This is a genomic window from Streptomyces diversicolor, from assembly GCF_057537855.1.
This window is the reverse complement of the sequence record NZ_BAAJXA010000009.1, coordinates 143,779-167,532: the sequence shown is the minus strand read 5'-3', so window position 1 is coordinate 167,532 and position 23,754 is coordinate 143,779. Positions and strand designations below refer to the sequence as shown.

At 73.6% G+C, this 23,754-nt stretch carries 22 protein-coding genes and 1 tRNA gene; 18 read left to right on the top strand and 5 right to left on the bottom strand.

All coding sequences use genetic code 11. From position 1 onward, the window contains the following. Positions 1–42 precede the first annotated feature (42 nt). The gene (locus AC27LF_RS13225; RefSeq protein WP_479656505.1) at positions 43–594 is read left to right on the top strand and encodes a TetR/AcrR family transcriptional regulator; all 552 of its coding nucleotides are present in this window, start codon (positions 43–45) and stop codon (positions 592–594) included. Beyond that, positions 591–2,126, top strand: coding sequence for an MFS transporter (locus tag AC27LF_RS13220; protein ID WP_479656504.1), 1,536 nt, complete (start codon positions 591–593; stop codon positions 2,124–2,126). Before AC27LF_RS13225 ends, AC27LF_RS13220 begins: the two co-directional genes overlap by 4 nt. Positions 2,127–2,428: 302 nt before the next feature. Here the strand turns inward: AC27LF_RS13220 and AC27LF_RS13215 are convergent, their stop codons facing one another. Then, complete coding sequence (locus tag AC27LF_RS13215; RefSeq protein WP_404025394.1) at positions 2,429–3,100, bottom strand: lysophospholipid acyltransferase family protein; 672 nt, start codon at positions 3,098–3,100, stop codon at positions 2,429–2,431. A 435-nt stretch (positions 3,101–3,535) separates the two neighbouring features. On the opposite strand from AC27LF_RS13215, the gene AC27LF_RS13210 reads away from it, so the two are divergent. The 3 genes from AC27LF_RS13210 to AC27LF_RS13200 all read left to right on the top strand — a co-directional run bounded on the left by AC27LF_RS13210 (position 3,536) and on the right by AC27LF_RS13200 (position 5,832). Continuing rightward, positions 3,536–4,708, top strand: coding sequence for a glycerophosphodiester phosphodiesterase (locus tag AC27LF_RS13210; RefSeq protein WP_479656503.1), 1,173 nt, complete (start codon positions 3,536–3,538; stop codon positions 4,706–4,708). Positions 4,709–4,782: 74 nt separating this feature from the next. Beyond that, positions 4,783–5,277, top strand: a complete 495-nt coding sequence (locus tag AC27LF_RS13205; protein ID WP_479656502.1) for an RNA polymerase sigma factor — start codon at positions 4,783–4,785, stop codon at positions 5,275–5,277. Positions 5,278–5,334: 57 nt separating this feature from the next. After that, positions 5,335–5,832: a GNAT family N-acetyltransferase gene (locus AC27LF_RS13200; protein WP_479656501.1), complete on the top strand. Its 498-nt coding sequence runs from the start codon at positions 5,335–5,337 to the stop codon at positions 5,830–5,832. On the opposite strand, the gene AC27LF_RS13195 is transcribed toward AC27LF_RS13200, so the two are convergent. After that, positions 5,822–6,268 (bottom strand): hypothetical protein, encoded by a 447-nt coding sequence (locus tag AC27LF_RS13195; RefSeq protein ID WP_479656500.1) that lies wholly within the window; start codon positions 6,266–6,268, stop codon positions 5,822–5,824. The two genes, AC27LF_RS13200 and AC27LF_RS13195, sit on opposite strands and share 11 nt — an antisense overlap. Next, positions 6,249–6,608: a hypothetical protein gene (locus AC27LF_RS13190; RefSeq protein WP_479656499.1), complete on the bottom strand. Its 360-nt coding sequence runs from the start codon at positions 6,606–6,608 to the stop codon at positions 6,249–6,251. The genes AC27LF_RS13195 and AC27LF_RS13190 overlap by 20 nt, the downstream gene beginning before the upstream one ends. Before the next feature lie 65 nt (positions 6,609–6,673). Between AC27LF_RS13190 and AC27LF_RS13185 the strand changes: the two genes are divergently transcribed. The 9 genes from AC27LF_RS13185 to AC27LF_RS13145 all read left to right on the top strand — a co-directional run bounded on the left by AC27LF_RS13185 (position 6,674) and on the right by AC27LF_RS13145 (position 19,265). Continuing rightward, positions 6,674–7,324 carry an HAD family hydrolase gene (locus AC27LF_RS13185; protein ID WP_479656498.1) on the top strand — a complete coding sequence of 217 codons (651 nt, stop codon included), beginning with the start codon at positions 6,674–6,676 and terminating at the stop codon, positions 7,322–7,324. A gap of 363 nt (positions 7,325–7,687) precedes the next feature. Beyond that, complete coding sequence (locus AC27LF_RS13180; RefSeq protein ID WP_479656497.1) at positions 7,688–8,740, top strand: methionine ABC transporter ATP-binding protein; 1,053 nt, start codon at positions 7,688–7,690, stop codon at positions 8,738–8,740. After that, positions 8,737–9,462, top strand: a complete 726-nt coding sequence (locus AC27LF_RS13175; RefSeq protein ID WP_479656496.1) for a methionine ABC transporter permease — start codon at positions 8,737–8,739, stop codon at positions 9,460–9,462. Before AC27LF_RS13180 ends, AC27LF_RS13175 begins: the two co-directional genes overlap by 4 nt. Positions 9,463–9,536: 74 nt before the next feature. Further along, positions 9,537–10,373: a MetQ/NlpA family ABC transporter substrate-binding protein gene (locus AC27LF_RS13170; protein WP_479656495.1), complete on the top strand. Its 837-nt coding sequence runs from the start codon at positions 9,537–9,539 to the stop codon at positions 10,371–10,373. 206 nt (positions 10,374–10,579) lie between these two features. After that, complete coding sequence (locus AC27LF_RS13165; protein ID WP_479656494.1) at positions 10,580–11,218, top strand: GNAT family N-acetyltransferase; 639 nt, start codon at positions 10,580–10,582, stop codon at positions 11,216–11,218. Positions 11,219–11,341: 123 nt separating this feature from the next. Then, entirely contained in the window at positions 11,342–12,568 is a 1,227-nt protein-coding gene (gene cbiE, locus AC27LF_RS13160; protein ID WP_479656493.1) for a precorrin-6y C5,15-methyltransferase (decarboxylating) subunit CbiE, read from the top strand. A 382-nt stretch (positions 12,569–12,950) separates the two neighbouring features. Beyond that, on the top strand, positions 12,951–16,934 hold the full coding sequence (cobT, locus tag AC27LF_RS13155) for a nicotinate-nucleotide--dimethylbenzimidazole phosphoribosyltransferase (RefSeq protein ID WP_479656492.1): 3,984 nt from the start codon (positions 12,951–12,953) through the stop codon (positions 16,932–16,934). A gap of 169 nt (positions 16,935–17,103) precedes the next feature. Continuing rightward, positions 17,104–18,348, top strand: coding sequence for a uroporphyrinogen-III C-methyltransferase (gene cobA / locus AC27LF_RS13150; RefSeq protein ID WP_479656491.1), 1,245 nt, complete (start codon positions 17,104–17,106; stop codon positions 18,346–18,348). Positions 18,349–18,446: 98 nt separating this feature from the next. Then, positions 18,447–19,265 (top strand): TrmH family RNA methyltransferase, encoded by an 819-nt coding sequence (locus tag AC27LF_RS13145; protein ID WP_404025427.1) that lies wholly within the window; start codon positions 18,447–18,449, stop codon positions 19,263–19,265. A 295-nt stretch (positions 19,266–19,560) separates the two neighbouring features. Here the strand turns inward: AC27LF_RS13145 and AC27LF_RS13140 are convergent, their stop codons facing one another. After that, positions 19,561–20,931: a serine/threonine-protein kinase gene (locus AC27LF_RS13140; RefSeq protein ID WP_479656595.1), complete on the bottom strand. Its 1,371-nt coding sequence runs from the start codon at positions 20,929–20,931 to the stop codon at positions 19,561–19,563. A 187-nt stretch (positions 20,932–21,118) separates the two neighbouring features. Between AC27LF_RS13140 and AC27LF_RS13135 the strand changes: the two genes are divergently transcribed. The 4 genes from AC27LF_RS13135 to AC27LF_RS13120 all read left to right on the top strand — a co-directional run bounded on the left by AC27LF_RS13135 (position 21,119) and on the right by AC27LF_RS13120 (position 23,622). Continuing rightward, positions 21,119–21,484, top strand: coding sequence for a hypothetical protein (locus AC27LF_RS13135; RefSeq protein ID WP_479656594.1), 366 nt, complete (start codon positions 21,119–21,121; stop codon positions 21,482–21,484). 116 nt (positions 21,485–21,600) lie between these two features. Then, positions 21,601–21,798 (top strand): hypothetical protein, encoded by a 198-nt coding sequence (locus AC27LF_RS13130; protein WP_479656490.1) that lies wholly within the window; start codon positions 21,601–21,603, stop codon positions 21,796–21,798. Between the two features lie 487 nt (positions 21,799–22,285). Then, on the top strand, positions 22,286–23,260 hold the full coding sequence (locus AC27LF_RS13125; RefSeq protein ID WP_479656489.1) for a phosphotransferase family protein: 975 nt from the start codon (positions 22,286–22,288) through the stop codon (positions 23,258–23,260). A gap of 80 nt (positions 23,261–23,340) precedes the next feature. Further along, positions 23,341–23,622: a TFIIB-type zinc ribbon-containing protein gene (locus tag AC27LF_RS13120; protein ID WP_404025434.1), complete on the top strand. Its 282-nt coding sequence runs from the start codon at positions 23,341–23,343 to the stop codon at positions 23,620–23,622. A 49-nt stretch (positions 23,623–23,671) separates the two neighbouring features. On the opposite strand, the gene AC27LF_RS13115 is transcribed toward AC27LF_RS13120, so the two are convergent. Then, positions 23,672–23,743 (bottom strand) — tRNA-Val (locus AC27LF_RS13115). Positions 23,744–23,754 lie beyond the last annotated feature (11 nt).

Here is a 23,754-nt window from a genome sequence, read left to right as displayed (position 1 = left end):
CACGATGAGACGAAGATGTCTCACATGGTCTATGGTTGTCTCATGGCCCTGGACCGTGACCACGTGCTGCGCAGCGCAGCCGCCCTGCTGACCCGCAAATCCACCGCGACCATGGACGAGGTCGCCAAGGCCGCCGGGATCAGCCGGGCCACCCTGCACCGCCACTTCGCCGGGCGCGACGCGCTCGTGCGGGCGCTGGAAACGCTCGGCATCGAGGAGTGCCTGGCCGCGCTCGACGCGGCCCGTACGGACGAGGGCCCGGCGAGCGAGGCGGTACGGCGGCTGGTGCGGGAGATCGAGCCCGCGGCCGGCCTGCTGGCCTTCCTCTACACCGAGAACCAGCTGTTCGAGGGCGACGAGCAGAACGAGGGCTGGGCCCGGCTCGACGAGCGCATCGCCGCCCTGTTCCGCAGGGGCCAGGCGGCGGGCGAGTTCCGTATCGACCTGACCCCCGCCTGGCTCACCGAGGCGCTGTACGGCCTGCTGGCCTCCGCCGCCTGGGCGGTCACGGAGGGCCGCGTCGCCCCCAAGGACTTCACCCACATGATCGTCGAGCTGCTGCTCGGCGGCGCCGTACGGAGAGAGGAATCATGAGCGGCACCCTGCGGTCGGCGCCGGCGACGGAGACGGGTCAGCGCCGGGGACGCTGGCTCGCGCTCGCCGTCCTCGTGCTGGCCGTGCTGCTGGTGGCCGTGGACGCGACCGTCCTCGGCCTCGCGACCCCCTTCATCAGCGAGGACCTGCGGCCCTCCGGCAACCAGCTGCTGTGGATCGGCGACGTGTACTCGTTCGTCATCGCCGGTCTGCTCGTCTCCATGGGCAGCCTCGGCGACCGCATCGGCCGCAAGCGGATCCTGCTGGTCGGCGCCACGGCGTTCGGCGCGATCTCCGTGCTCAACGCCTACGCCACCACCCCCGAGCTGATGATCCTGGCGCGGGCGCTGCTCGGGGTCGCCGGCGCGACCCTGATGCCCGCCACGCTGGCCCTGATCCGCAACCTCTTCAACGACCCGCGCGAGCGCAGCCTCGCCGTCGGCATCTGGGGCGCGACGGCCTCCGCAGGTACGGCCGTCGGACCGATAGCGGGCGGTTTCCTGCTGGAGCACTTCTGGTGGGGTTCGGTCTTCCTGATCAACCTGCCGGTGATGGCGGTGCTCGTGCTCGTCGGCGCCCGGACCCTGCCCGAGTCCCGCAACCCGCACCCGGGCCCGTGGGACCTCGTCAGCGTGGTCCTGTCGCTGGTCGGCATGATCGGCGTCGTCTACGCGATCAAGGAGGCCGCCTCGCACGGCTTCGCCCCGGCCGCCCTCGGCATCGGCCTGCTGGGCGCGGCGGCGCTGTACGGCTTCGTACGCCGCCAGTTCACCCTGCCGGTCCCGCTGCTGGACATGCGGCTGTTTCGGCGGCGCGGGTTCAGTGGCGCGGTCCTCGCCGACCTGCTGACCGTGCTCGGCATGTCCGGCCTGGTCTTCTTCCTCTCCCAGTATCTGCAACTCGTCCAGGGCATGCGGCCCTTCGAGGCGGGGCTTGCCGAACTGCCCGCCGCGGTCGGGGCGGTGGCGGCCGGTCTGGTCGCGGGCCGCGCGGCCCGCCGGTTCTCGGTGCGGGCCGTGGTCTCCGGCGGCCTCGCCGCGGTGGGGCTGGCGCTGGCCGCGTTGACGATGCTGAGCCGGACGACGGGGTATCCGCTGCTCGGTGCCGCGCTGCTGGTCGTCGGCGTGGGAGCGGGCTTCTCCTTCACGGTGACCGCCGACGTGATCCTCTCCAGCGTGCCCAAGGAGCGGGCGGGCTCCGCCTCCGCGGTCTCCGAAACGGCGTACGAACTGGGGGCCGCCCTGGGCATCGCCCTGCTGGGCTCGATCGTGACGGGCGCCTACCGCGGCTTCACCGGCCCGGCGGGCACCCCGGCCGCGGCCCATGAGTCACTGGGCGGCGCGGTGGAGTCGGCGGCGACCCTGCCGGCCCCCACAGCGGAGGCCCTGCTGAACGCGGCCCGCGACTCCTTCGTCCACGGCCTCCACCTGGCCTCCGCCGCAGGAGCGGCAGTCCTCCTCACCACAGCAGCAACAGCCTGGCACCTCCTGAAACACCAGACCTTGGAAACCCCCTCAGATCCAACGCCATAGGGGCGCGAGGAACCGTGCACCCAGCTCCAGCCCACCCGCACCGGCGAAGGCACGCCTACCCGGCACCCCCCAGGGGCGCGAGGAACCGCGCACCCAGGTTCAGCCCACCCGCACCGGCGAAGGCACGCCCACCCGGCACCCCCCAGGGGCGCGGGGAACTGCGCGCCCAGCCCCCACGCACCCGCACCTCACGACCGCTAGTCCCCGCACCCATGAGAGCACGCCTACCCGGCACCCCCCAGGGGCGCGAGGAACCGCGCACCCAGGTTCAGCCCACCCCCACCGACACAACCGCCAACCCGTCAGGCGACTTTCGCCTTGGTGGCGTACATGTCCACATACTCCTGCCCCGACAACCGCATCACCTCGGCCATCACGGAATCCGTCACGGCCCGCAGCACATAGCGGTCCCGGTCCATCCCCTCGTACCGGGAGAACTCCATCGCCTCACCGAAGCGCACGGTCACCCGCCCAGGACGCGGAATGCCCCGCCCACCCGGCTGCAACTTGTCCGTGCCGATCATGGCGAACGGCACCACCGGCGCGCCCGTCATCAGCGTGAGGCGGGCGATGCCGGTGCGGCCGCGGTAGAGCCGCCCGTCGGGCGACCGCGTGCCCTCGGGGTAGATGCCGAAGACCTTCCCTTCCTCCAGGATCCGCCGCCCGGTCATCAGCGCGGCCACGCCCCCGCTCGCCCCGTCCCGGTCCACCGGGATCATGCCGACGCCGGTGAAGAACCAGGCCATCAGGCGGCCCTTGAAGCCCTTGCCGGTGACGTACTCGTCCTTGCCGATGAAGAACACCTGCCGCTTGCACACCAGCGGCAGCACGATCGAGTCGATGAACGTGAGGTGGTTGCCCGCCATGATGACCGGACCGTCCCCCGGGATGTGCTCCGCGCCCTCCACCCGTGGGCGGAACATCAGGCGCATGATCGGTCCGAGCACTGCCTTGATGAGCGCGAAGCGGGACAACGGGTCCTCCGATGCCGAGGGTCGATATGAGTCTGTGCAGGTGAGGACGATACTCGCGGCCAGCGGGTATGCGCACACCGGGTGCGTCCGGTTCACCGATGTCTTACTCACTATTGACGCGGGTTTACCTGCGACGGCGTGCCGGGCCGCCGTGTGACACGGGCGCGACGGTGTGACGGACATCGCCCGGACATCCGCCGGACGCCCGCCGGTCCCGCGCGCGCCGCCCCGGACGCGCCGTCACCCCGTGCTTCGCGCGCGACATCTGACATCACCCGCGTGTTGGGTCCCGAGTCTCCCGTCCGTCATGTCCACGACCCTACGATCGGCCCGCATCGACGAAGACAGACGAAGACACAGAAGACACACGAGGACACCGGCCGGGGCGCCCGGAGGGGGCGCCGGACACGGCGGCCGGATGGCAGGAAGGCCCTCATGGACAGGCACGAGTCGAACGAGCAGACGCAGGGAACCGGACGGCGGGCGCTTCTCGGCGCCGCGGTGCTCGGCGCCGGCGGAGCGGTCCTCGGACTGCCCGGCGCCGCGCGGGCCACGGAGCCCAGGTCGAAGGGGCAGGGCGGCGGCCTGAAGAGCCTGCCCGTGCCGACGATCATCGGCCACCGGGGTGCCAGCGGCTACCGCCCCGAGCACACCTTCGGCTCCTACCAGCTGGCTCTCGACATGGGCGCCGACATCGTCGAGGCCGGTGACCTGGTGCCGACCAAGGACGGCCATCTGGTGTGCCGGCACGAGCCGGAGATCGGCGGCACCACCGACGTCGCGGACCACCCCGAGTTCGCGTCCCGCAGGACCACCAAGGTCCTCGACGGCGTCTCCACCACCGGCTGGTTCACCGAGGACTTCACGCTCGCCGAGCTGAAGACCCTGCGCGCCGTCGAGCGCATCCCGGCCAACCGCCCGCACAACAACCTCTACAACGGACGCTGGGAGATCCCCACGTTCGAAGAGGTCCTGAAGTGGCAGGACGAGCAGACCCGCAAGCGCGGCAAGCAGGTCTGGATCTACCCGGAGACCAAGCACCCCACGTACTTCCGCAAGCTCGGCCTGGGCCTGGAGGAGCGGGTCGCCAAGCTGCTGCGCAAGTACGGCAAGGACAAGCGGAACTCGCCGGTCATCCTGCAGTCCTTCGAGCCGGGCAGCATCCAGCGGCTGAACACGCTGGTCGACAACCCGCTGGTCGTGCTGCTCTCCTCGGCCGGCACCCGCCCCTGGGACTTCGTCGAGGCGGGCGACCCGCGCACCGTGGCCGACCTCATCACGCCCAAGGGCCTGCGGGAGATCGCCGGTTACGCGCAGGGCATCGGGCCCACCCTCGACCTCGTCATCACGAGGAAGGCCGACGGCAGCCTGGACGCGCCGACCACGCTCGTCGCCGACGCGCACAAGGTGGGCCTGATCCTGCACCCCTACACCATGCGCAACGAGAACCCCTTCCTGCCGAAGGAGTTCCGCAAGGGCACCGACGCGGACGCCTACGGAGACGCCTTCGGCGCGTTCCAGGCGTACTTCGCGACCGGCATCGACGGCGTGTTCACCGACAACACGGACACCGGTCTGCTCGCCCGTGAGGACTTCGTCAACAACTGAGTGCGTCACGCCCGTTCGGGTTGACACCTGGCCGCCCCGGCAACCCGCGCCGGGGCGGCCACGTCGTTGCGCATATGACGCACGACCTTGTTGCCGCCCTGCGCCCCCTGCTCACCGCCGAGGCGGGCGCCGAGGCGCATGCCGCGGGAGCCGAACCGGCCGATCTGGAGCAGGCGGTCTGGCTGCGCCTCCTGGAGCGCCTGGCCACCGTGGGCCCGCCGGCCGACCCCGAGGGCTGGCTGCGCCGTGCGGTGCGCGCCGAGGCGCGGCGCAGCCGGCGCCGGGCCCGCGCCGAGCGGCCGTACGAGACCGAGCCCGCCGACGACAGGGGCCGCGGGCCCGAACAGGCCGTGCTGGCCGCGGCGCGGCAGCGGGCGCTGCGCGAGGCGGTGCGCCGGCTGCCGGGCCGCTGTCCGCGGCTGCTGGAGGCGCTGTTGTCCCCGAGGGACCTCACCTATCGGGAAATCGCGGGGGAGTTGGGTATCTCACAGGGCAGTCTCGGGCCGGAACGTTCCAAATGTCTGGGATGTCTGCGGCGATTGCTGGCAGCGGAGGTTGCGGCCGGCTGAGCGCGGGGATAGGAGTGAGGAACCACAGGCGATCAGGTGAGCGGGAGGCATGCGCACATGGGCATGAGCGTGACCATCTCGGCGGCGACCGAGCGGGATGCGGAGCAGATCTTCAGGCTTCAGTACCTGTGCTTCCAGAGCGAGGCGGCGCTGTACGGCAACTACCGCATCGATCCGCTCGTCCAGAGCCTCGACTCGGTCCGCGCGGAGGTCGCGGCCGACTGCGTCTTCGTCGCCCGGCTCGGCGACGAGGTGGTCGGCTCCGTCCGCGGCACGGTCACCGAGGACGGCGCGGCCTCCATCGGCAAACTCTGCGTCCACCCGCGGTTGCAGGGGCACGGCATCGGCGCCCGGCTGCTGCGCGCCGCCGAGGCCGCGCTCGCCGAGGAGCGCGGCGCCACCACCTTCCGGCTGCGCACCGGCCACCGCAGCGAGGGCAACCTGCGGCTGTACCGCCGGGTCGGCTACCAGACGGTGGGCACCTCCGAGGGCGAGGACGGCGTCCCGATGATCGTCCTGGAGAAGGCGGCCGGGACGTACGCGGCTACGGCGTGACGCCGGCCCGTCCCCGGCGCAGCCAGTACAGCGCCGTCACGGGCAGCAGCACGGGAATGAAGACGTACCCCATGCCGTAGTCGGACCAGACCGTCGCGTCCGGGAAGGCGGACGGTTCGACCAGCGTCCAGGTCCCGACGACGAGGACACCCGCGAGTTCGGCGGCGCAGCACACCAGCGCCGCCCTGCGGGCCCGCTCGCCGCCGCGCACCAGCGAGTACGTGATGAACCCGTAGACGACGCCGGCCACCGCCGACAACGAGTAGGCGAGCGGCGCCCGGTCGAACTCGGTCGCGATCTGGTAGACGGACCGCGACACGGCCCCGACGACCATCACGCCGTAGAGCCAGACGAGCAGTATCCCGGGACCGCCGATCAGCCGGGTCCGCGACGGCCCGCCCTGCGTGGTGGTCACCTCACCCTCCCCAGATGTCATAGAGCCGCACCTCCAGGACGGCGAGGACGACGCCGCCGGCGGCGACCGTCACCGAGCCCCACCGGGTGCGCTCGGCCAGCGACATGAAGCCCGCCGCCGGAATGCACGCGAACGCGCCCAGCAGATAGGCCACGAAGATCGTCTTCCCCTGTTCCGGGTCCTCGCCCCGGGCCAGCCGCACGATGCCGACCGCCAACTGCACGACGGCCAGCAGCGACACCACGGCCATCCCGATGAAGTGCCAGTCCTTGGTGGGCTGGTCACGATGGGCCGCCCAGCCGCACCAGGCGGCGAGCAGCAGCGCGGCGACCCCGGTCACCAGCGTCAGGGGATTGAGCATGCGGTGACCCTATTACGCCCGGGGTGCCCGGCCGCGTCCGGGCCCGGCGCCGTAGGGTCGAGGCCATGACGATCCGTGCGCAAGCCCTCCTGTTCGACAACGACGGCACCCTCGTCTCCTCACTCGAATCCGTCCGCCGCTGCTGGACGCGCTGGGCGCGGGAGTACGGGCTGACGGAGGCGGAGTTCGGGCGGGTGGAGCTGCACGGGCGGACCGCCGCGGAGATCGTCGCCGATCTGCTGCCCGCCGCGGCCGTGCCCGCGGCCGTCGCCCGCATCGAGCAGCTGGAAGTCGAGGACGTGACCGGGGGAGGGGTACGACTGCTGCCCGGGACCCGCGACTTCCTCGACTCGCTGCCGGCCGACCGGTGGGCGGTGGTGACCTCCGCCACCCGGCGGCTCGCCGAGGCCCGGCTCGACGCCGTCGGCATCAGGACCAAGACGCTTGTGACCGCCGACGACGTCACGCGCGGCAAGCCCGACCCCGAGCCCTATCTGCTCGCCGCCCGGCGCCTTGGCGTCGACCCGGCCCGCTGCGTCGTCTTCGAGGACGCGCCCGCGGGGCTGCGGGCGGGCCGCGCCGCCGGCATGGCGACCGTGGCGTTGGCCACAACCCATCCGGCGCACGAGCTGGTCGCCGACCTGGTGGTCAAGGACCTCTCGGCCCTGTCGGCACTGGTCACCGACGGGGAAGTGGAGATCTCCGTCCGCGGCTGAACCCTGTCCGCCGCTGTCCAGCATGCGGACAGCGACGGTCTGTCAGCACCGTACGTCTGGTTTACTGACCGCATGACCACGACGAGCAGCCGCGCCCTTGCGACCGAGGCGACCATGACGCCCGGTGCTCGTTGTACGGGTCGAATGTGCGCCTGCTAGAGGGCCCCCGCACCGCCTGAGTCCCGCGCCCCGAAGCGAGACGTCGCGGCATGTCCGTGCGCCGCCGCGCGACCCACGCGACCGACGCCGGCCCCGCACCCCGTTCCTCCCGGTCACCACGCCACCGCGAGGACCGTGCCGCGCCCGCCCGAACGCACCCGCCGGGCACACCCGCGCCCACCCCCGACAGTGACGGAAACCCACGTGATCACCACATCGGGCCTGACCAAGGTCTACCGCACCCGCGGCCGCGAGGTCACCGCCCTCGACGGCGTCGATCTCCACGTCCGCGAGGGCGAGGTGTACGGCGTCATCGGCCAGTCCGGCGCCGGCAAGTCCTCGCTCATCCGCTGCGTCAACCTGCTGGAGCGTCCGACGTCCGGAACGGTCACCGTCGCCGGACAGGACCTCACCGCCCTGGCCGGGCGCGGCTCCCGGGCCGGCAAGGAACTGCGCCGGGCGCGCAGCCGGATCGGCATGGTCTTCCAGCACTTCAACCTGCTGTCCTCGCGGACGGTCAAGGACAACGTCGAGCTGCCGCTGGAAATCCTCGGCATGTCAGGGAAAGAACGTTCCCGCAAGGCGCTCGGACTGCTCGACCTGGTCGGCCTCGCCGACAAGGCCGGGGCCTACCCCGCCCAGCTCTCCGGCGGCCAGAAGCAGCGCGTCGGCATCGCCCGCGCCCTGGCCGGCGACCCCAAGGTGCTGCTGTCCGACGAGGCAACCAGCGCCCTCGACCCGGAGACCACGCGCTCGATCCTGCACCTGCTGCGCGACCTGAACCGGCAGCTCGGCCTCACCGTCCTGCTCATCACCCACGAGATGGACGTCGTCAAGTCGATCTGCGACTCGGCCGCCCTCATGGACCGGGGCCGCATCGTCGAGTCCGGCACGGTCAGCGAGATCCTCGCGACCCCCGGCTCCGAACTGGCCGCCGCGCTCTTCCCGGTGGGCGGCGAGGCATCCGGCAGCGACCGCACCGTGCTCGACGTCACCTTCCACGGCGAGGCCGCCACCCAGCCCGTCGTCTCCCAGCTCTCGCGCACGTACAACATCGACATCTCGATCCTCGGCGCCGCCATCGACACCGTCGGCGGCCTCCAGATCGGCCGCATGCGCATCGAACTGCCCGGCCGCTACGAGGACAACGTCGTACCGATCGGCTTCCTGCGCGAACAGGGCCTGCAGATCGACGTCGTCGGCCGGCCCGCCACCCCCGCCGAAGAGTCCGCGCTGATGAAGGACGGTGCCAAGTGACTTGGTCTGCGATGCAGCCCCTGCTGTCCCAGGCGTGTTGGGACACCCTCTACATGGTCGGCTGGTCCACGCTCATCGCCGTCGTCGGCGGGCTCCCGCTCGGCGTGCTGCTCGTCCTCACCGACCGCGGCGGACTGCTGCAGAACGTCGTCGCCAACAAGGTGATCGGGCAGATCGTGAACATCGCACGCTCCATGCCGTTCATCATCCTGATGGTCGCGCTGATGGGTTTCACCCGCTGGATCACCGGCACGACCATCGGCCGCGAGGCGGCCATCGTGCCGCTGGCCATCGGCGCGATCCCGTTCTTCGCCCGGCTCGTCGAGACGGCCGTCCGCGAAGTGGACGGCGGACTGGTCGAAGCCGTGCAGTCGATGGGCGGCAACACCTGGACCGTCGTGCGCAAGGTGCTCGTGCCCGAGTCGCTGCCCTCGCTCATCTCCAGCACCACCACCACGATCGTCGCCCTCATCGGCTACTCCGCCATGGCCGGCACGGTCGGCGCGGGCGGCCTCGGCGACATCGCCATCCGCTACGGCTACCAGCGCTTCGAGACCGAGCTGATGTGGATCACGGTCGGCGTTCTCGCCGTCGTCATCTCGGTCATCCAGTTCGCCGGCGACTACGCGGCCCGCGCCCTGCACCGGCGCGCCGGCCGGTCCGGGCCCGCCCCCAGGCTGCGGCTGCTCAAGGCGTCCGCGCCCACCGGCAAGACCGCCTGACCGCACCCAGCGTCCCCAGAACTCCCGCACCACCGACCGCGGGACTGCTCCGCCCTTAAGGAAAGGCACTTTTCGTGCGTAACACCGCCAAGACCACCGCCGCCGTCCTCGCCGCCGCAGCCCTCACCCTCGGGCTCACCGCCTGCGGCTCCGACAAGGACGACTCCACGTCCTCCGCCGACACCGGCAAGCCGCTGATCGTCGCCGCGAGCCCGACCCCGCACGCCGAGATCCTGAACTTCGTCAAGGACAACCTGGCGAAGAAGGCCGGACTCGACCTGGAGGTCAAGGAGTTCCAGGACTACATCGTCCCGAACACCGCGACCGAGGACGGCTCGGTGGACGCCAACTACTTCCAGAACCAGCCCTACCTCGACGACTTCAACAAGAAGCGCGGCACCCACATCGTGCCCGTCGTCACGGTGCACCTGGAACCGCTCGGCCTCTACTCCCACAAGGTCAAGAGCGCCGACGCCCTCAAGAGCGGTGCGACCGTCGCCGTCCCGAACGACGCCGTCAACGAGGCCCGCGCCCTGAAGCTGCTCGCCGCCAACAAGCTCATCACCCTCAAGGACGGCACCGGCAGCGAGGCCACCCCGCAGGACATCGCCGACAACCCCAAGAACCTCAAGTTCAAGGAGGTCGAGGCGGCCCAGACCCCGCGCTCCCTGGACGACGTGGACGCCGCGGTCATCAACGGCAACTACGCCATCTCCGCCGGCCTCAAGCCCGCCGGGGACGCCCTCGTCCTGGAGTCCGCGAAGAACAGCCCGTACGGCAACTTCCTCGCCGTCAAGGAGGGCAACGAGAAGGACCCGCGGGTGCTGAAGCTCGCCAAGCTCCTCACCTCGCCCGAGGTCAAGAAGTTCATCGAGGACAAGTACCAGGGCTCCGTCATCCCGTCCTTCTGAGCCGGACCGGGAAGCGAACCGATGCGCACGTCCACCTTCGCCGGTGCCGGCCGGCTCCGGCTGAGGCGTGTGCACGGCGTTTCGGCCCGCACGGGGTCCGCACTCGCACCGGGTGCGGACCCCGTGGTGCGACGCGCCGCCCGCATGCTGCATGCTGGGCAGTTCAGCAGGCCCTGAGGGATCGTCCCAAGGTTACGGAGCGGCGCATGACTGGCACCTTCCCCACCATCTCCATCAGCACGGAGCGGTTGGTGCTGCGGCCCCTCGACGAGGACGACGTGCCCGCCCTTGCCGAGATGATGAACGACGAGCAGGTCGTGGCCTGGACGCATGTCCCGCAGCCGTTCACCGAAAGCGCCGCCCGCACCTGGATCACCGAGTACGCGCCCACCGAGCGGGCCGCCGGCCGCGGACTCGACCTCGCGGTCACCGAGTTCCTCACCCAGCGCCTGGTCGGCGTCGTCCAGCTGACCAGGACCGACTGGCGCATCCGGGCCACCGAACTGTCGTACATCATCGCCCCCTGGGCGCGCGGCGAGGGCTATGCCGCCGAGGCCGCGCTGGCCACCGCCCAATGGCTCTTCCGCGACCAGGAGTTCGAGCGGATCGAACTGCGCACCGCGGCCGGCAACACCGCCTCCCAGCAGGTCGCCCAGAAGATCGGCAGCATCAGCGAGGGCGTGCTGCGCAACGCCTGCATAGCCCGGGTCCGCGCCGAGGACGGCGGCTGGTCCGACCTGCGCACCGACTTCATCGTGTGGAGCCTCCTCCCGGAGGACCTGGAGGGCACGGGCGAGCAACTGGCCGACACCGGCGGTTTCACGTCGTACTCCGACTGGAACTGACCCGCACCGGACCACGGCCGTTGCCCCCTCGCGCGCCCGACGGCGCCACCGGGTACTCTCACCAAGCCCCCGTACGGGCGCCCGCTCCCTGACGACCTGCGAAAACTCTGGAGACTGACGACGATGGCCGACCGGGTCACGGTGATCGGCTGGGACGGCTCGCCGCTGACCGCGGCGGCACGCTCCGCGCTGGGCGCCGCCACCCTCGTCGCGGGCGCGGCCCACCACCTGGCCCTGCCCGAGGTGCCGCCCACCGCCGAACGCATCCGTCTCGGCAGCGTCGCCCTGGCCGCCCGGCGCATCGCCGCGCACCGCGGCAGCGCGGTCGTGCTCGCCGACGGCGACCCCGGCTTCTTCGGAGTCGTACGGACCCTGCGCGCCCCCGAGTTCGGCCTTGAGGTCGAGGTCGTCCCCGCCGTCTCCGCGGTGGCCGCGGCCTTCGCCCGCGCCGGCATGCCCTGGGACGACGCCCAGGTGGTCGTCGCACACCGGCGCACCCTGCGACGCGCGGTGAACGTATGCCGCGCCCACACCAAGGTCGCCGTGCTCACCTCACCCGGCGCGGGCCCCGCCGAACTCGGCCTGCTGCTCGACGGCGTGCACCGCACCTTCGTCATCTGCGAGGAACTGGGCACCGAACGCGAGCGGGTCACCGTCGTCACCTCCGACAAGGCCGCCGACCACGCCTGGCGCGACCCCAACCTCGTGATCGTCATCGGCGGCCCGGCCGGGCCGGCCGGCGCCGCGGACAGCGCCGGCTGGATCGCCGGCCGCGACCCGGGCCAGGGCCCGCGCGGCTGGGTGCAGCCCGACGAGGCGTACGGCGGCGGACTAGGCGAGGGCGAGACCGATCTGCTCCGGGCCGCCCAACTGGCCCGCCTGGGCCCGCGCGTCGGCGACCTGGTGTGGGACATCGGCTGCGCCGGCGGGGCGTTCGCCACCGAGGCCGCGCGCGCCGGTGCCGCCGTCATCGCCGTCGACCGGGACCCCGGGGCGTGCGCCCGCACCGAGAACGCCGCCCGCGCCTTCGGGGTCCAGCTCCAGATCGTGCACGGCACGGCCCCGCACGCCCTGGAGAACCTTCCCGAACCGGACGTCGTACGGGTCGGCGGCGGCGGAGCGGCCGTGGTCTCGGCCGTGGCCGACCGCCGCCCGCAGCGCATCGTCACGCACGCCGCGACCCGGGACGCCGCCGAACTCGTCGGCCGCGACCTGACCGAACACGGATACCGGGTCGAGTGCGCCCTTCTGCAGTCCGTCGAACTCGACACCAGGGCCTGGACGGAGACGGAACGGAGCGTCGTGTTCCTGCTCACCGGGGAGCTTCCGGAGCGCGAAACGCCGCGCTGAGAGACGGCCCGCGACCCCCGCCGGATCGCGCCCCGTGATCCTGTTGTCGTACTGCGCGCGGTAGGCTGGCCGATCGTTGTACCGCACCGGGCGGCCCGGATATTCGTTCGTCAATGTCCGGAAAACACGCCCCTTTTGGGGCGGGTGTGGTACGGCAGAACCGGAGGACGCGCAACGTGGCGCAGTCCACAGCGGGCTGTCGCGGATCACGCTGCCGCGACGGCGGAACGGCCGGGACAATGCCACCGAATGGCTTTGTCGCCTTTTCCGGGCGGTCGTTCGTGCCGCTGGGCACGCACGCTCGTTCTTCACTGCGGGCGGTCGGTGCGCCGTTCCGGGCGAGCTGGTCGTAGGAGCACTAACCGATGGGCGAGGGGTACGCATGACGGACACCGGCCAGGTCCCGGGCGAGGGGCTGCCGGAGAGCGCAGGCATGGTGGAGCAGCCGGGCGTCCCCGCGCACGGCGCGTACCACTACCTCTCCGACGCCCCCGCCGCCGACGAGGAGCTGCTGCTGCCGGGGGCCCAGGGCGCCTGGGGCAACGAGGTGCCCCCGCCCGCCCCGGAGCCCGTCGTCGAGGCCGTCCACGAACCCGGCCCGCACGAGACGGCCGGCCGGGACAGCGGCTCCGTCGACCTCAGCGGCGTCCGGCCGCCCGAACCCGCCCCCGTGTCCGCCGCCGCGTCCCCCATCCTGTCGGCCCCGCACGACCAGGCCGCGCCCGCGGCCCCGCGCCGGCCGCTGCACCTCGGCCCGCCGATCCCGGACGCCTCGGCCAGCCCGGTCCGCTCCCTGGCCGACCGCGGCCCCGCGGGCGCCCCGGTGCGGCACCCGGGGCCGCCCACGACCGGCCCCGAATACCTCGACGTCCAGCCGCTGCGCGACCTGGCCCCGCAGAGCGCGGCCCCGTGGGGCGCGCCGCAGATGGCGGTGCCCCAGGCGGTCGGCCTGCCCGCGCCCGCGGAGGCGGTCGCCCCGGCCGGACCCGGCCTCGTCGGCGCCGCGCAGAGCGTCGTGCCCCGGCTCGCCCCGGGCGTGGTCGTGGCGGACGGCACCGACAGGACGGACCACACGGCCCAGGCGGTCCAGGCGGCGGCTCCGGCTACGGCCGAGGAGCCGATGAGCGCGCAGGAGCCGATGACCGGGCAGGAGCCGCGGGAAGCGGCGGACGCGCAGCCCGGGCACGGCCATGACGGGGCGTACGCGGTGGCCGGTACGCCGGCCGTCGAAGCCCCCCACGGTACGGCGGCGCCGGCCAGCCCCGAGAGCGGATACGGCCCGGTGCCGACCGCCACGGCCGCCACCGGAGCGGACGGGACGCTTGCTGCGCAGACCGCCCTCACGCCACCGGACGCGCCGCTCGCCGAGGGAATGCCGACCGCCGAGACCGCCTCGCCCCAGCAGGACCAGGCCGCCCAGGGAGCGCAGGCCGGGCCGGAGGACGGTGCGCAGGCCCCGGCCCCCGAGGCACCGCTCGCTCCGCAGGCCGGGTTCGCGCCCGAGGGTGCCCCGCACGGCGACCCGGCCCAGCCGGTCGCGCACCTCCCCGGGCCCGACGGGCTCCAGCAGGCCGCGGTCGCCACCGGATCACAAGGAGCCGTCCCGGTGCCGCCGGCCGAGCCCGCGCCGTCCGTGGCGGGCCCGGTGCCGGAGGCATCCACCGCCGACGGCACCCCGACGCCCGCGGCCGGCACCCTGACGCCCGCGGCCGGCACCCTGACGCCTGCGGCCGGCACCTCGACGCCCGCCGCCCCGCAGCACACCGAGGCGGACCACGCCGTACCGGTCAAGGAGGCACACCTCACTCCGGAGGACCCGGTGGCCGACGACGGGTCCGTTCCCGCCGCCCCCGCGGCCGAGGCCGGCGGGCCGCAGTTCGCCCCGCACCCTCCCGAATCCACCGAGCCACCGCGGAACGGGCCCGGCGCCCAGAGCGGGCCCGGCGCCCAGAGCGGGCCCGGCGCCCAGAGCGGGCCCGGCTCGCAGAACGGGCCCGGCGCCCAGGTCGCGCCGGGTGCTGTGGCCCTGTCCGGCGCCCAGGCCGCGCCCGGCACCGAACCGGTGCCCGCGCCCGCCGAGGCCGTCCGGCCGGAGGAACCCACCGCGGAGGCGCCGGCCGAGACCCCCGGCGACGACACCTCCAACCCCGGGGGTCCCGGCGTCGCCGCGTCCGACGGCGGTGCCCTCACCGAAGGCACGCCTGCCGACGGCACTCCGGTCGAAGGCACTCCGGTCGAAGGGATTCCGGTCGAAGGGATTCCCGGCGAGGACGCTCCTGGCGCCGTCACGCCCGCGGGTGACGTCCCCGGTGAGCAGACGCCCCTGCCCGGCACCGTCGCGGCCGTCCCGGACGGCGACCAGTCCCTGGGACACTTCGTGCCGGTCGACGGCACCGTGCCCACGACCCCGCACCTCGCCCCCACCCCGCCCCAGCCCCTGGTCCTGCCCGCGCAGGACCAGGGCGAGCCGCAGCCCGCACCGGCGGCCCCGCAGCAGCCCGTCGCCACGGTCCCCGGACCCCGGGAGGCCGAATCTGCGCAGGACGCCCCCGACGTCGTACAGCAGGCGGAGGATCTGCGGACCAGGGCCGCCGACCAGGAGGACGGCACGGGCGAGGAGCCACGGTCCGCGGGCCCGGCCGCGCCCGGCTACGAGGACGCCGAACGCGAGGCCGTGCTCAAGGTGATGCGCGAGCGGCGCGACATCCGCAACGGCTTCCGCAGCGACCCCATCCCGCACGAGGTGCTGCTGCGGGTCCTGGAGGCCGCCCACACCGCGCCGTCCGTCGGCCACTCGCAGCCCTGGGACTTCGTCGTCATCCGGTCCCCCGAGACCCGCCGCACCATGCACGAACTGGCCATGCGCCAGCGCGACGCCTACGCCAAGTCGCTGCCCAAGGGCCGGGCCAAGCAGTTCAAGGAACTGAAGATCGAGGCCATCCTCGACACCCCGGTGAACATCGTCGTCACCGCCGACCCGACCCGCGGCGGCCGGCACACCCTCGGCCGGCACACCCAGCCGCAGATGGCGCCGTACTCCTCCGCGCTCGCCGTGGAGAACCTGTGGCTCGCCGCACGGGCCGAAGGGCTGGGCGTCGGCTGGGTCAGCTTCTTCGACGAGCGGGAGATGGTCCGCGCCCTCGGCCTGCCCGAGCACCTGGAGGTCGTCGCCTACCTGTGCGTCGGATACGTCGACGAGTTCCCGGACGAGCCCGAGCTGACGCAGGCGGGCTGGTCCAAGCGCCGCCCGCTGTCCTGGGTCGTGCACGAGGAGACCTACGGTCGCCGTGCGCTGCCCGGCGAGGACCCGCACGACCTGCTCGCCGAGACCGTCGCCGGCATCCGCCCGCTGGACGCCAAGGCGCTCGGCGAGGCATGGGAGCGGCAGAAGCGCATGACCAAGCCCGCGGGCGCGCTCGGCATGCTGGAGATCATCTCGGCCCAGCTGTCCGGCCTGTCCCGGCAGTGCCCCCCGCCGATCCCGGAGCCCGCCGCCGTCGCGGTCTTCGCCGGTGACCACGGCGTGCACGCCCAGGGCGTCACCCCGTGGCCGCAGGAGGTCACCGCCCAGATGGTGGCCAACTTCCTGGGCGGGGGAGCGGTCTGCAACGCGTTCGCGGGCCAGGTGGGCGCCGAGGTCTGCGTGATCGACGTGGGCGTGGCCACCGACCTGCCGGCCACCCCCGGTCTGCTGCCCCGCAAGGTACGGGCCGGGACGTCCGACATGACCACCGGCCCCGCGATGAGCCGCGAGGAGGTCAAGCAGGCCATCGAGGTCGGCATCGAGACCGCCCGCGACCTGGTCGCGGCGGGCAACAAGGCGCTGCTCACCGGCGAGATGGGCATCGCCAACACCACGGCATCCGCCGCCCTGATCGCCGTCTTCACCGGTGCCGACCCCGCCGAGGTGACCGGCCGCGGCACCGGCATCAACGACGAGACGCTGGCCCGCAAGACCGAGGTCGTCCGGCGCGCCCTGGAACTGCACCAGCCGGACCCGGCCGACCCGATCGGGGTCCTCGCCGCGGTCGGCGGCCTGGAGCACGCCGCCATGGTCGGCCTGCTTCTCGGCGGTGCCTCGCTGCGTACGCCGGTGATCCTGGACGGGGTCAGCGCGGGCGCCGCCGCCCTGGTGGCCCGCGCCATCGCCCCGGAGGTGCTCGCGGCCTGCATCGCGGGCCACCGCAGCGCCGAGCCCGGCCATGTGGCCGCCCTGAACAAGCTGGGCCTGCGCCCCCTGGTCGACCTCGATCTGCGGCTCGGCGAGGGCACGGGGGCGTTGCTCGCCCTGCCGCTGGTGCAGAGCACGGCACGGGCGATGCACGAGGTGGCGACGTTCGACTCGGCCGGAGTGACCGAGAAGTAGGCGCGGCGGGCCCGGCCGTAAGGCGGGCACCGCCGACCGCGGTGGTCCGGGGTTCAGCTGCCGGACCACCCGCGCGGCCTGCCCCGCCCGCGTCCTAAAATCCGCACGTCAGGGTCGCTCCGGAGCCGTAGCGCGCCCACCGCACCGCCCGCACGAGGAGCCGCCCCTCATGGCCGAACACCCCGCCTATCCCGTAGGACTCCGCCTCGCCGGCCGCCGCGTGGTCGCTCTCGGCGGCGGCCAGGTCGCCCAGCGCCGGCTGCCGGCGCTCGTCGCGGCGGGCGCGGACGTCCTCCTCGTGTCGCCCGAGGCGACCCCTTCCGTCGAGGCCATGGCGGACGCCGGGGCGATCACCTGGGTGCGGCGCCGCTACGAGGCGGGTGACCTCGCGGACGCCTGGTACGCGCTCATCGCCACCAGCGACCCGGAGGCCAACACCGCCGCCTCCGCCGAGGCGGAGCGGCACCGCGTCTGGTGCGTACGTTCCGACGACGCGGACGCCGCCACCGCCTGGACCCCGGCCACCGGGCACAGCGCGGGCGTCACGGTCGCGGTCCTCACCACCGACGCCCGCGGGCGCGACCCCCGGCACACCGCCGCCATCCGCGACGCGGTCGTCGAGGGCCTGCGCGACGGCACGCTGGTCGCCCCGCACCACCGCACCCGCGTCCCGGGCGTCGCCCTGGTCGGCGGCGGACCCGGTGACCCCGACCTGATCACCGTGCGCGGGCGCCGGCTGCTCGCCGAGGCCGACGTGGTCATCGCCGACCGTCTCGGCCCGCGCGACCTGCTCGCCGAACTCCCGCCGCACGTCGAGGTGATCGACGCGGCGAAGATCCCCTACGGCCGTGCCATGGCCCAGGAGGCCATCAACGACGCCCTGATCCAGCACGCACGGCAGGGCAGGTCGGTGGTCCGCCTCAAGGGCGGCGACCCGTTCGTCTTCGGCCGCGGCATGGAGGAGGCCCAGGCGCTCGCCGAGGCCGGCATCCCCTGCACGGTCGTCCCCGGCGTCTCCAGCGCGATCTCGGTGCCCGGCGCGGCCGGCATCCCGGTCACCCACCGGGGCGTCGCCCATGAGTTCACCGTGGTCAGCGGCCATGTCGCCCCGGACGACCAGCGCTCCCTGGTCGACTGGCCGGCGCTGGCGAGGCTCACCGGCACGCTCGTGGTCCTCATGGGCGTCGACAAGATCGGGCAGATCGCCGCGACGCTCATCGCCCACGGCAGGTCCGCGGACACCCCGGTCGCCCTGGTACAGGAGGGCACGACGGCCGCGCAGCGCCGGGTCGACGCGACGCTCGCCACCGTCGCCGAGACCGTCCGCGCCGAGGACGTGAAGCCGCCGGCGGTCGTCGTCATCGGCGAGGTCGTCGCCGTCGGCCCGCGCCCCGCCGCGGAGCCCGCCGGGTGAGCCCGGGCGCCCGGTGACCGCACCTCCCGGGTAACCGGGGGTAACAGAACTCTTCCCGAGCCGTTGGCAGCGCACCCAGGACAAGGCAGTATCACTCTGTGGCCGATCTCATCACCGTCGAGGACCCCGACGACCCCCGCCTGAGCGACTACACGGGCCTGACCGACGTCGAACTGCGCCGCAAGCGCGAACCGGCCGAGGGACTGTTCATCGCCGAGGGCGAGAAGGTCATCAGACGGGCCAAGGAAGCGGGCTACGAGATGCGCTCGATGCTGCTCTCGGCCAAGTGGATCGACGTCATGCGCGACGTGATCGACGAACTGCCCGCCCCCGTCTACGCCGTCAGCCCCGAGCTCGCCGAGCAGGTCACCGGCTACCACGTGCACCGCGGCGCCCTCGCCTCCATGCAGCGCAAGCCCCTGCCCACGGCGGCCGAACTCCTGCGCTCCGCACGCCGGGTGGTGGTCATGGAGTCCGTCAACGACCACACCAACATCGGCGCGATCTTCCGCTCGGCCGCCGCCCTCGGCATGGACGCCGTCCTGCTCTCCCCGGACTGCGCCGACCCGCTCTACCGCCGCAGCGTCAAGGTCTCCATGGGTGCGGTGTTTTCCGTGCCGTACGCCCGCCTCGACACCTGGCCCAAGGGCCTGGAGTCGGTCCGCGAGGCGGGCTTCACACTCCTGGCGCTCACCCCCGACGAGAAGGCCGACTCCCTCGACGAGGCCGCCCCGCACCGGATGGAGCGGGTGGCCCTGATGCTCGGCGCCGAGGGCGACGGACTGTCCACCCAGGCCCTGGTCGCCGCCGACGCATGGGTCCGCATCCCCATGTCGCACGGCGTCGACTCATTGAACGTGGGCGCGGCGGCAGCGGTGGCCTTCTACGCGGTGGCCACCGGCCGCCCCCGCGGTTAGGCCCGCTCCCGGCCCATCCGACGCCGCCGCGGGCCGGCGCAGACGGACTTGGTGGGCCCGGCCGGCCTCGGCCGCGGAGCGGGCGACGTCGTCGGGCCCGGCGAACACGGTGTGTTGCGAGGCGATGCAGCCGAGGTCGCCGCCGAGCCGCTACGGGATCATCACCCGCGCCGGGTGTCTACGACCAGGCGTGCGACGACCTGCCCTGAAGGCTCCCGGGCCACGGTGCCTGGGGGGACCCGGGGCACGGCGCTGCGGTAGCGCGGCTGTTGACCGCGGCGCTCCGGTTCCGGGGTCAGTGCGGAGCCGTGCCGCTCCGGTGGCCGGGCTCCGGTGGGAGATGTCGCTCCTGCGTGCCGACGGCACCGCCGCTCGTGCCGACGCCCAGGCCGCGTGCGGGGCCCTGACAGCCCTGGGCCAGTGCGATGCCGAGCGCGACCAGCAGGGTCACCACGACGAACACGAACAGCCGCTGCCGTAGCAGCCGCGGATTGGCGGGCCGTCTGCCGGTGCCCGTCGGGCGCGGCCCCGTGCGCCCGGCCCCGCTGCGCGGCGCGGGCCTGCTCCCGCTGCCGGAACGCGTCGTGCCGCGCGATGCCGGGGCCGGCCGTGCACCGCCGGGCCGCGCGGCGCCCCCGCTCCCGCGTGCGGCACCGCCCCCGCGCGACGGTGTGCCGCCCCGCGACGGGGCCCCGCCCCGCGGCGCCGGCGTACCGCCCTGCGAGGACGGCGGGCGGCGCTGGGTGCGCTGCGGCTGCGGGTAGGTCTCGGTGAGCCGGCCGGTGGGCCGGTCCGCCTCGGCGACGCGCGGCGAGGGCGGCCGTACGTCGGTCAGGCCCTGTGCCTCGCGGGCCGCGATCTCCTTGAGCCGCAACGACAGTTGGAGCGTGCTCGGCCGCTCCTCGGGGTCCTTGGCGAGGCAGGCCCGCACGAGCGGGGCGAGCGCGTCCGGCACACCGTGCAACTGCGGCTCCTCGTGCACCACCCGGTACAGCATCACCTCCGAACTGCCGTGCCCGAACGGCGAGTCACCGGTCGACGCGTACGCCAGCGTGGCCCCGAGCGAGAACACGTCGGTGGCGGGTGTGACGGCCGCCCCGCGCACCTGCTCGGGCGCGAGGAACCCCGGGGAGCCGACCGCCGTGCCGACGTGGGTGAGCGTGGAGGCGCCGGTCGCCCAGGCGATGCCGAAGTCGATGATCCGCGGCCCCTTCGGGGACAGCAGGATGTTGGACGGCTTCAGGTCCCGGTGCACCACGCCCGCCTCGTGCACGGCGACCAGGCCCTCGGACAGGGCGGCCCCGACGGCCGCCGCCTCGGCGGCCCCGAGCGGCCCCTCCTCGGCGACCTTGTCGTGCAGCGAGGGGCCCGGCACGTACTGGGTGGCGAACCACGGCCGGTCGGCGTCCAGATCCGCCGCGACGAGCCGCGCCGTGCAGCCGCCCCGGATCCGCCGAGCCGCGGAGACCTCGCGCGCGAAGCGCGACCTGAACTCCTGGTCCTCCGCCAGATCGGGCCGGATCACCTTGAGCGCGACCCGCTGTCCCTTCTTGTCGGACCCGAGGTAGACAACGCCCATTCCCCCCGCGCCGAGCCGTCTGTGAAGCCTGAACGAGCCGACGACACGCGGGTCCTCGCGCCTCAGGCGCATCATCGCCATGTTCATCCCCGCTGCCCGGTCCGTGTGACGTGGCACAGCTTACGTTTCCCCGGCCGCCCGCGCGCAGAGGCCGCGCCCTCTCGGCCCGACGGATTGTCGGTGCCCGGTGGGCGACTTGAAGAGCGGTCAGCGACCCTGCGCTCGTGCGGCCCTTGACCGAGCCCGGACTCCAACCGACCGTCACAGAAGGGGGATTGGACCAGCGAAGGGTGACCACGCGGAGAGGGCCGCGGACGCCGGGGACACGACGCGAACCTACGAGGCGGTGGCGAGCGGGGCGGGCCGCCGCGTGGGGACGGCGGTGCGCCGAGAGGGGGTGGAAGTGAGCGAAGTCACCAGAAGCGGCGCGGTCGTGAGCACCGCACGTTTCATGGCGAACCGGGTCCTCGCCCTGGTCGAGCAGCCGGCGCCTCGGCAGGACAACCCGGAAAAGGGTGATCACTTCGGACGCCCCCTCCGGGAAGACCCCGAGACCCAGGACCGCGTCTCCACCCAGGGGAGTACGCAGCAGGTGACGGCTCATCCTCCCGTAGGCCCGCGAATCGGTACGACGGCATGACGTCCGGCGGGCTCCGCCCCCCTAGATTTGAGGTCAAGCGGCGGGTGCAGCACTCGTCCCCCGAGGTCAGACGCCCGCCGCTGCCAAGGACAACCGACACGGTCAGGAGAGGGGCCATGGCCTACACGGCACCGCGGACGCTGCTCCGCACACAGGGACGCACCGCGTTCCGTACCCGCCGTCAGGGCCGTCGCCACCCGCTGGTGGCGACGCTCATGGCCCTTCCCCTGGCGGCCCTGCTCCTCGTCGTCTTCGACGGCTGGGAGACGGTGGCCACACAGGCGTCGTCCGTGGGCGTGATGCTGGGGCGCTGACCGGCGACCCCAGGCCCGGAAGAGCGGTCCGGGCGGGGACATCCACCCATGAAACCCCGTGGGGACGGGGGTGCGGCGGACGGCACAAATGCCGGCGCAGCTGGGGAGCTGCGCCGGCATTGCTCTGTCCGCACACCGCTGCCCACCGGCAAACCCGACGGCGACGACGCCCTGCCCGCGGATGCCCCCGCGCCGCAACGATCACGCCCCCGTGGCCCGCGACGCTTCTACGCCCGTGGCCCGCGACGCTTCTACGCCCGTGCCCCGCGAGGCTCACGCCCCGGTCCCGCGAGGCTCACGCCCCGGTCCCGCGAGGCTCACGCTCGGGCCCACAATGCCCATGGCCCGGACCCCGCAACGATCACGCGCCGGCCCCGCGACGCTTCCACCGCCCGGTCCTTCGCGACGCCGCCGTATCGAAGCGGCCGCCGAGCCCAGGGGCACCGCGTAGGCTCGCGGCAGCAGCCGTCGGACCTGGGGAATCTTCGTGACCGTAGCCGTCCTGCCGCGCCTGGCCGCGAAGGCCAGGCGCGCGGCCCACCCGGAGGGGACACCGTGCGTCTGCACAGCGGCCGTCACCCTCGCCGACCGCCCCGACGCCACCGTCGTACGGCACGCGGACGTCGTCGCGAAGGCCCACGCCCCCGACACCGACCGCGCGGGACTGGACGCCCGGCTCGCCGTCGCCGCCCGCCTGCCGGACGTCTTCGTACCACCGCTCGGCACGGCACCGCTCACCCTCGGCGACCGGCTCGCGACGCTCTGGCCGTACGGCATGCCGGTCGACCCGCACGCCCCCGACGCGGCGCCGTGGGAGGCGGCAGGCACCCTCCTCGCCCGCCTCCACCGCACCCCCGCGGCCGGACCCGTGACGGCGACCCTCCGCGCGGCCCCCGCGCCACCGCCCATGCGCGGCCCGCTCAAGGCCGCCCGCGCGATCACCCGCCTGCGCGCCGCGCTCACCACGGCAGGCACCCCCGCCGCACCTGTGATCCTGCGCGCGTGGGCCGCCCTGCCCGCCTGGGCGCGCGCGGCGGCCCCCATGCCGGGCCCCGCCGCCCTCTGCCACGGCGACGTACACCTCGGCCAGTTGGTGCGGCACCCCGCCCCGGACGGTCCCTGGCGGCTCATCGACGTCGACGACCTGGGCGTCGGCGTCCCGGCCTGGGACCTGGCGCGCCCCGCCGCCTGGTACGCCTGCGGGCTCCTGCCGCCCGACGAGTGGACCCGCTTCCTGACCGCCTACCGCGCCGCCGGCGGCCCCGCCGTGCCCGGCCACGGCGACCCCTGGCCCGCCCTGGACGTCCCGGCCCGCGCCCTCACCGCGCAGACCGCCGCCGTGGCCGTCGCCAAGGCGCTGGCCGCGGACCGCCCGCCGGACGAGGTGGCGACGGCCCTCGTCGACGCCTGTGCCCGAATGGAGCGCGCGCCCGCGGAGTTGACGCCCGGTTTCCCGACGTAGGCTGCAACCGGTCGGGGCCTGGCGGAGTCTGTCCTGGCGAACCGCGAAGCAGGACCGACCGGCGAGGAGTTGAGCCGACCATGCAGTGTCCGAAGTGCCATGCGCCGATGCACACCTACAACCGCAACGGCGTTCAGATCGAGCAGTGCAGCGGCTGCCGCGGCATCTTCCTCGACTACGGAGAGCTGGAGGCGCTGACCCGCCTGGAGGCCCAGTGGTCCCAGCCGGCCCCGCCGCCCCCGCCCGCCCCGCAGGCGTACCCGGCCCCGTCCGCTCCCGCATGGGGCGCCCCGCACGGCGGGCACGGCCACTACGGCCACCACCGTCACAAGAGCTTCGGCCACATGCTGTTCTCCAGCTGAGCCACGAAGAAGCCCCCGGCCGTACGAGACGGCCGGGGGCTTCGGCGTGTGGACGATACTGGGATTGAACCAGTGACCTCTTCCGTGTCAGGGAAGCGCTCTCCCGCTGAGCTAATCGTCCTCGGGACCGTG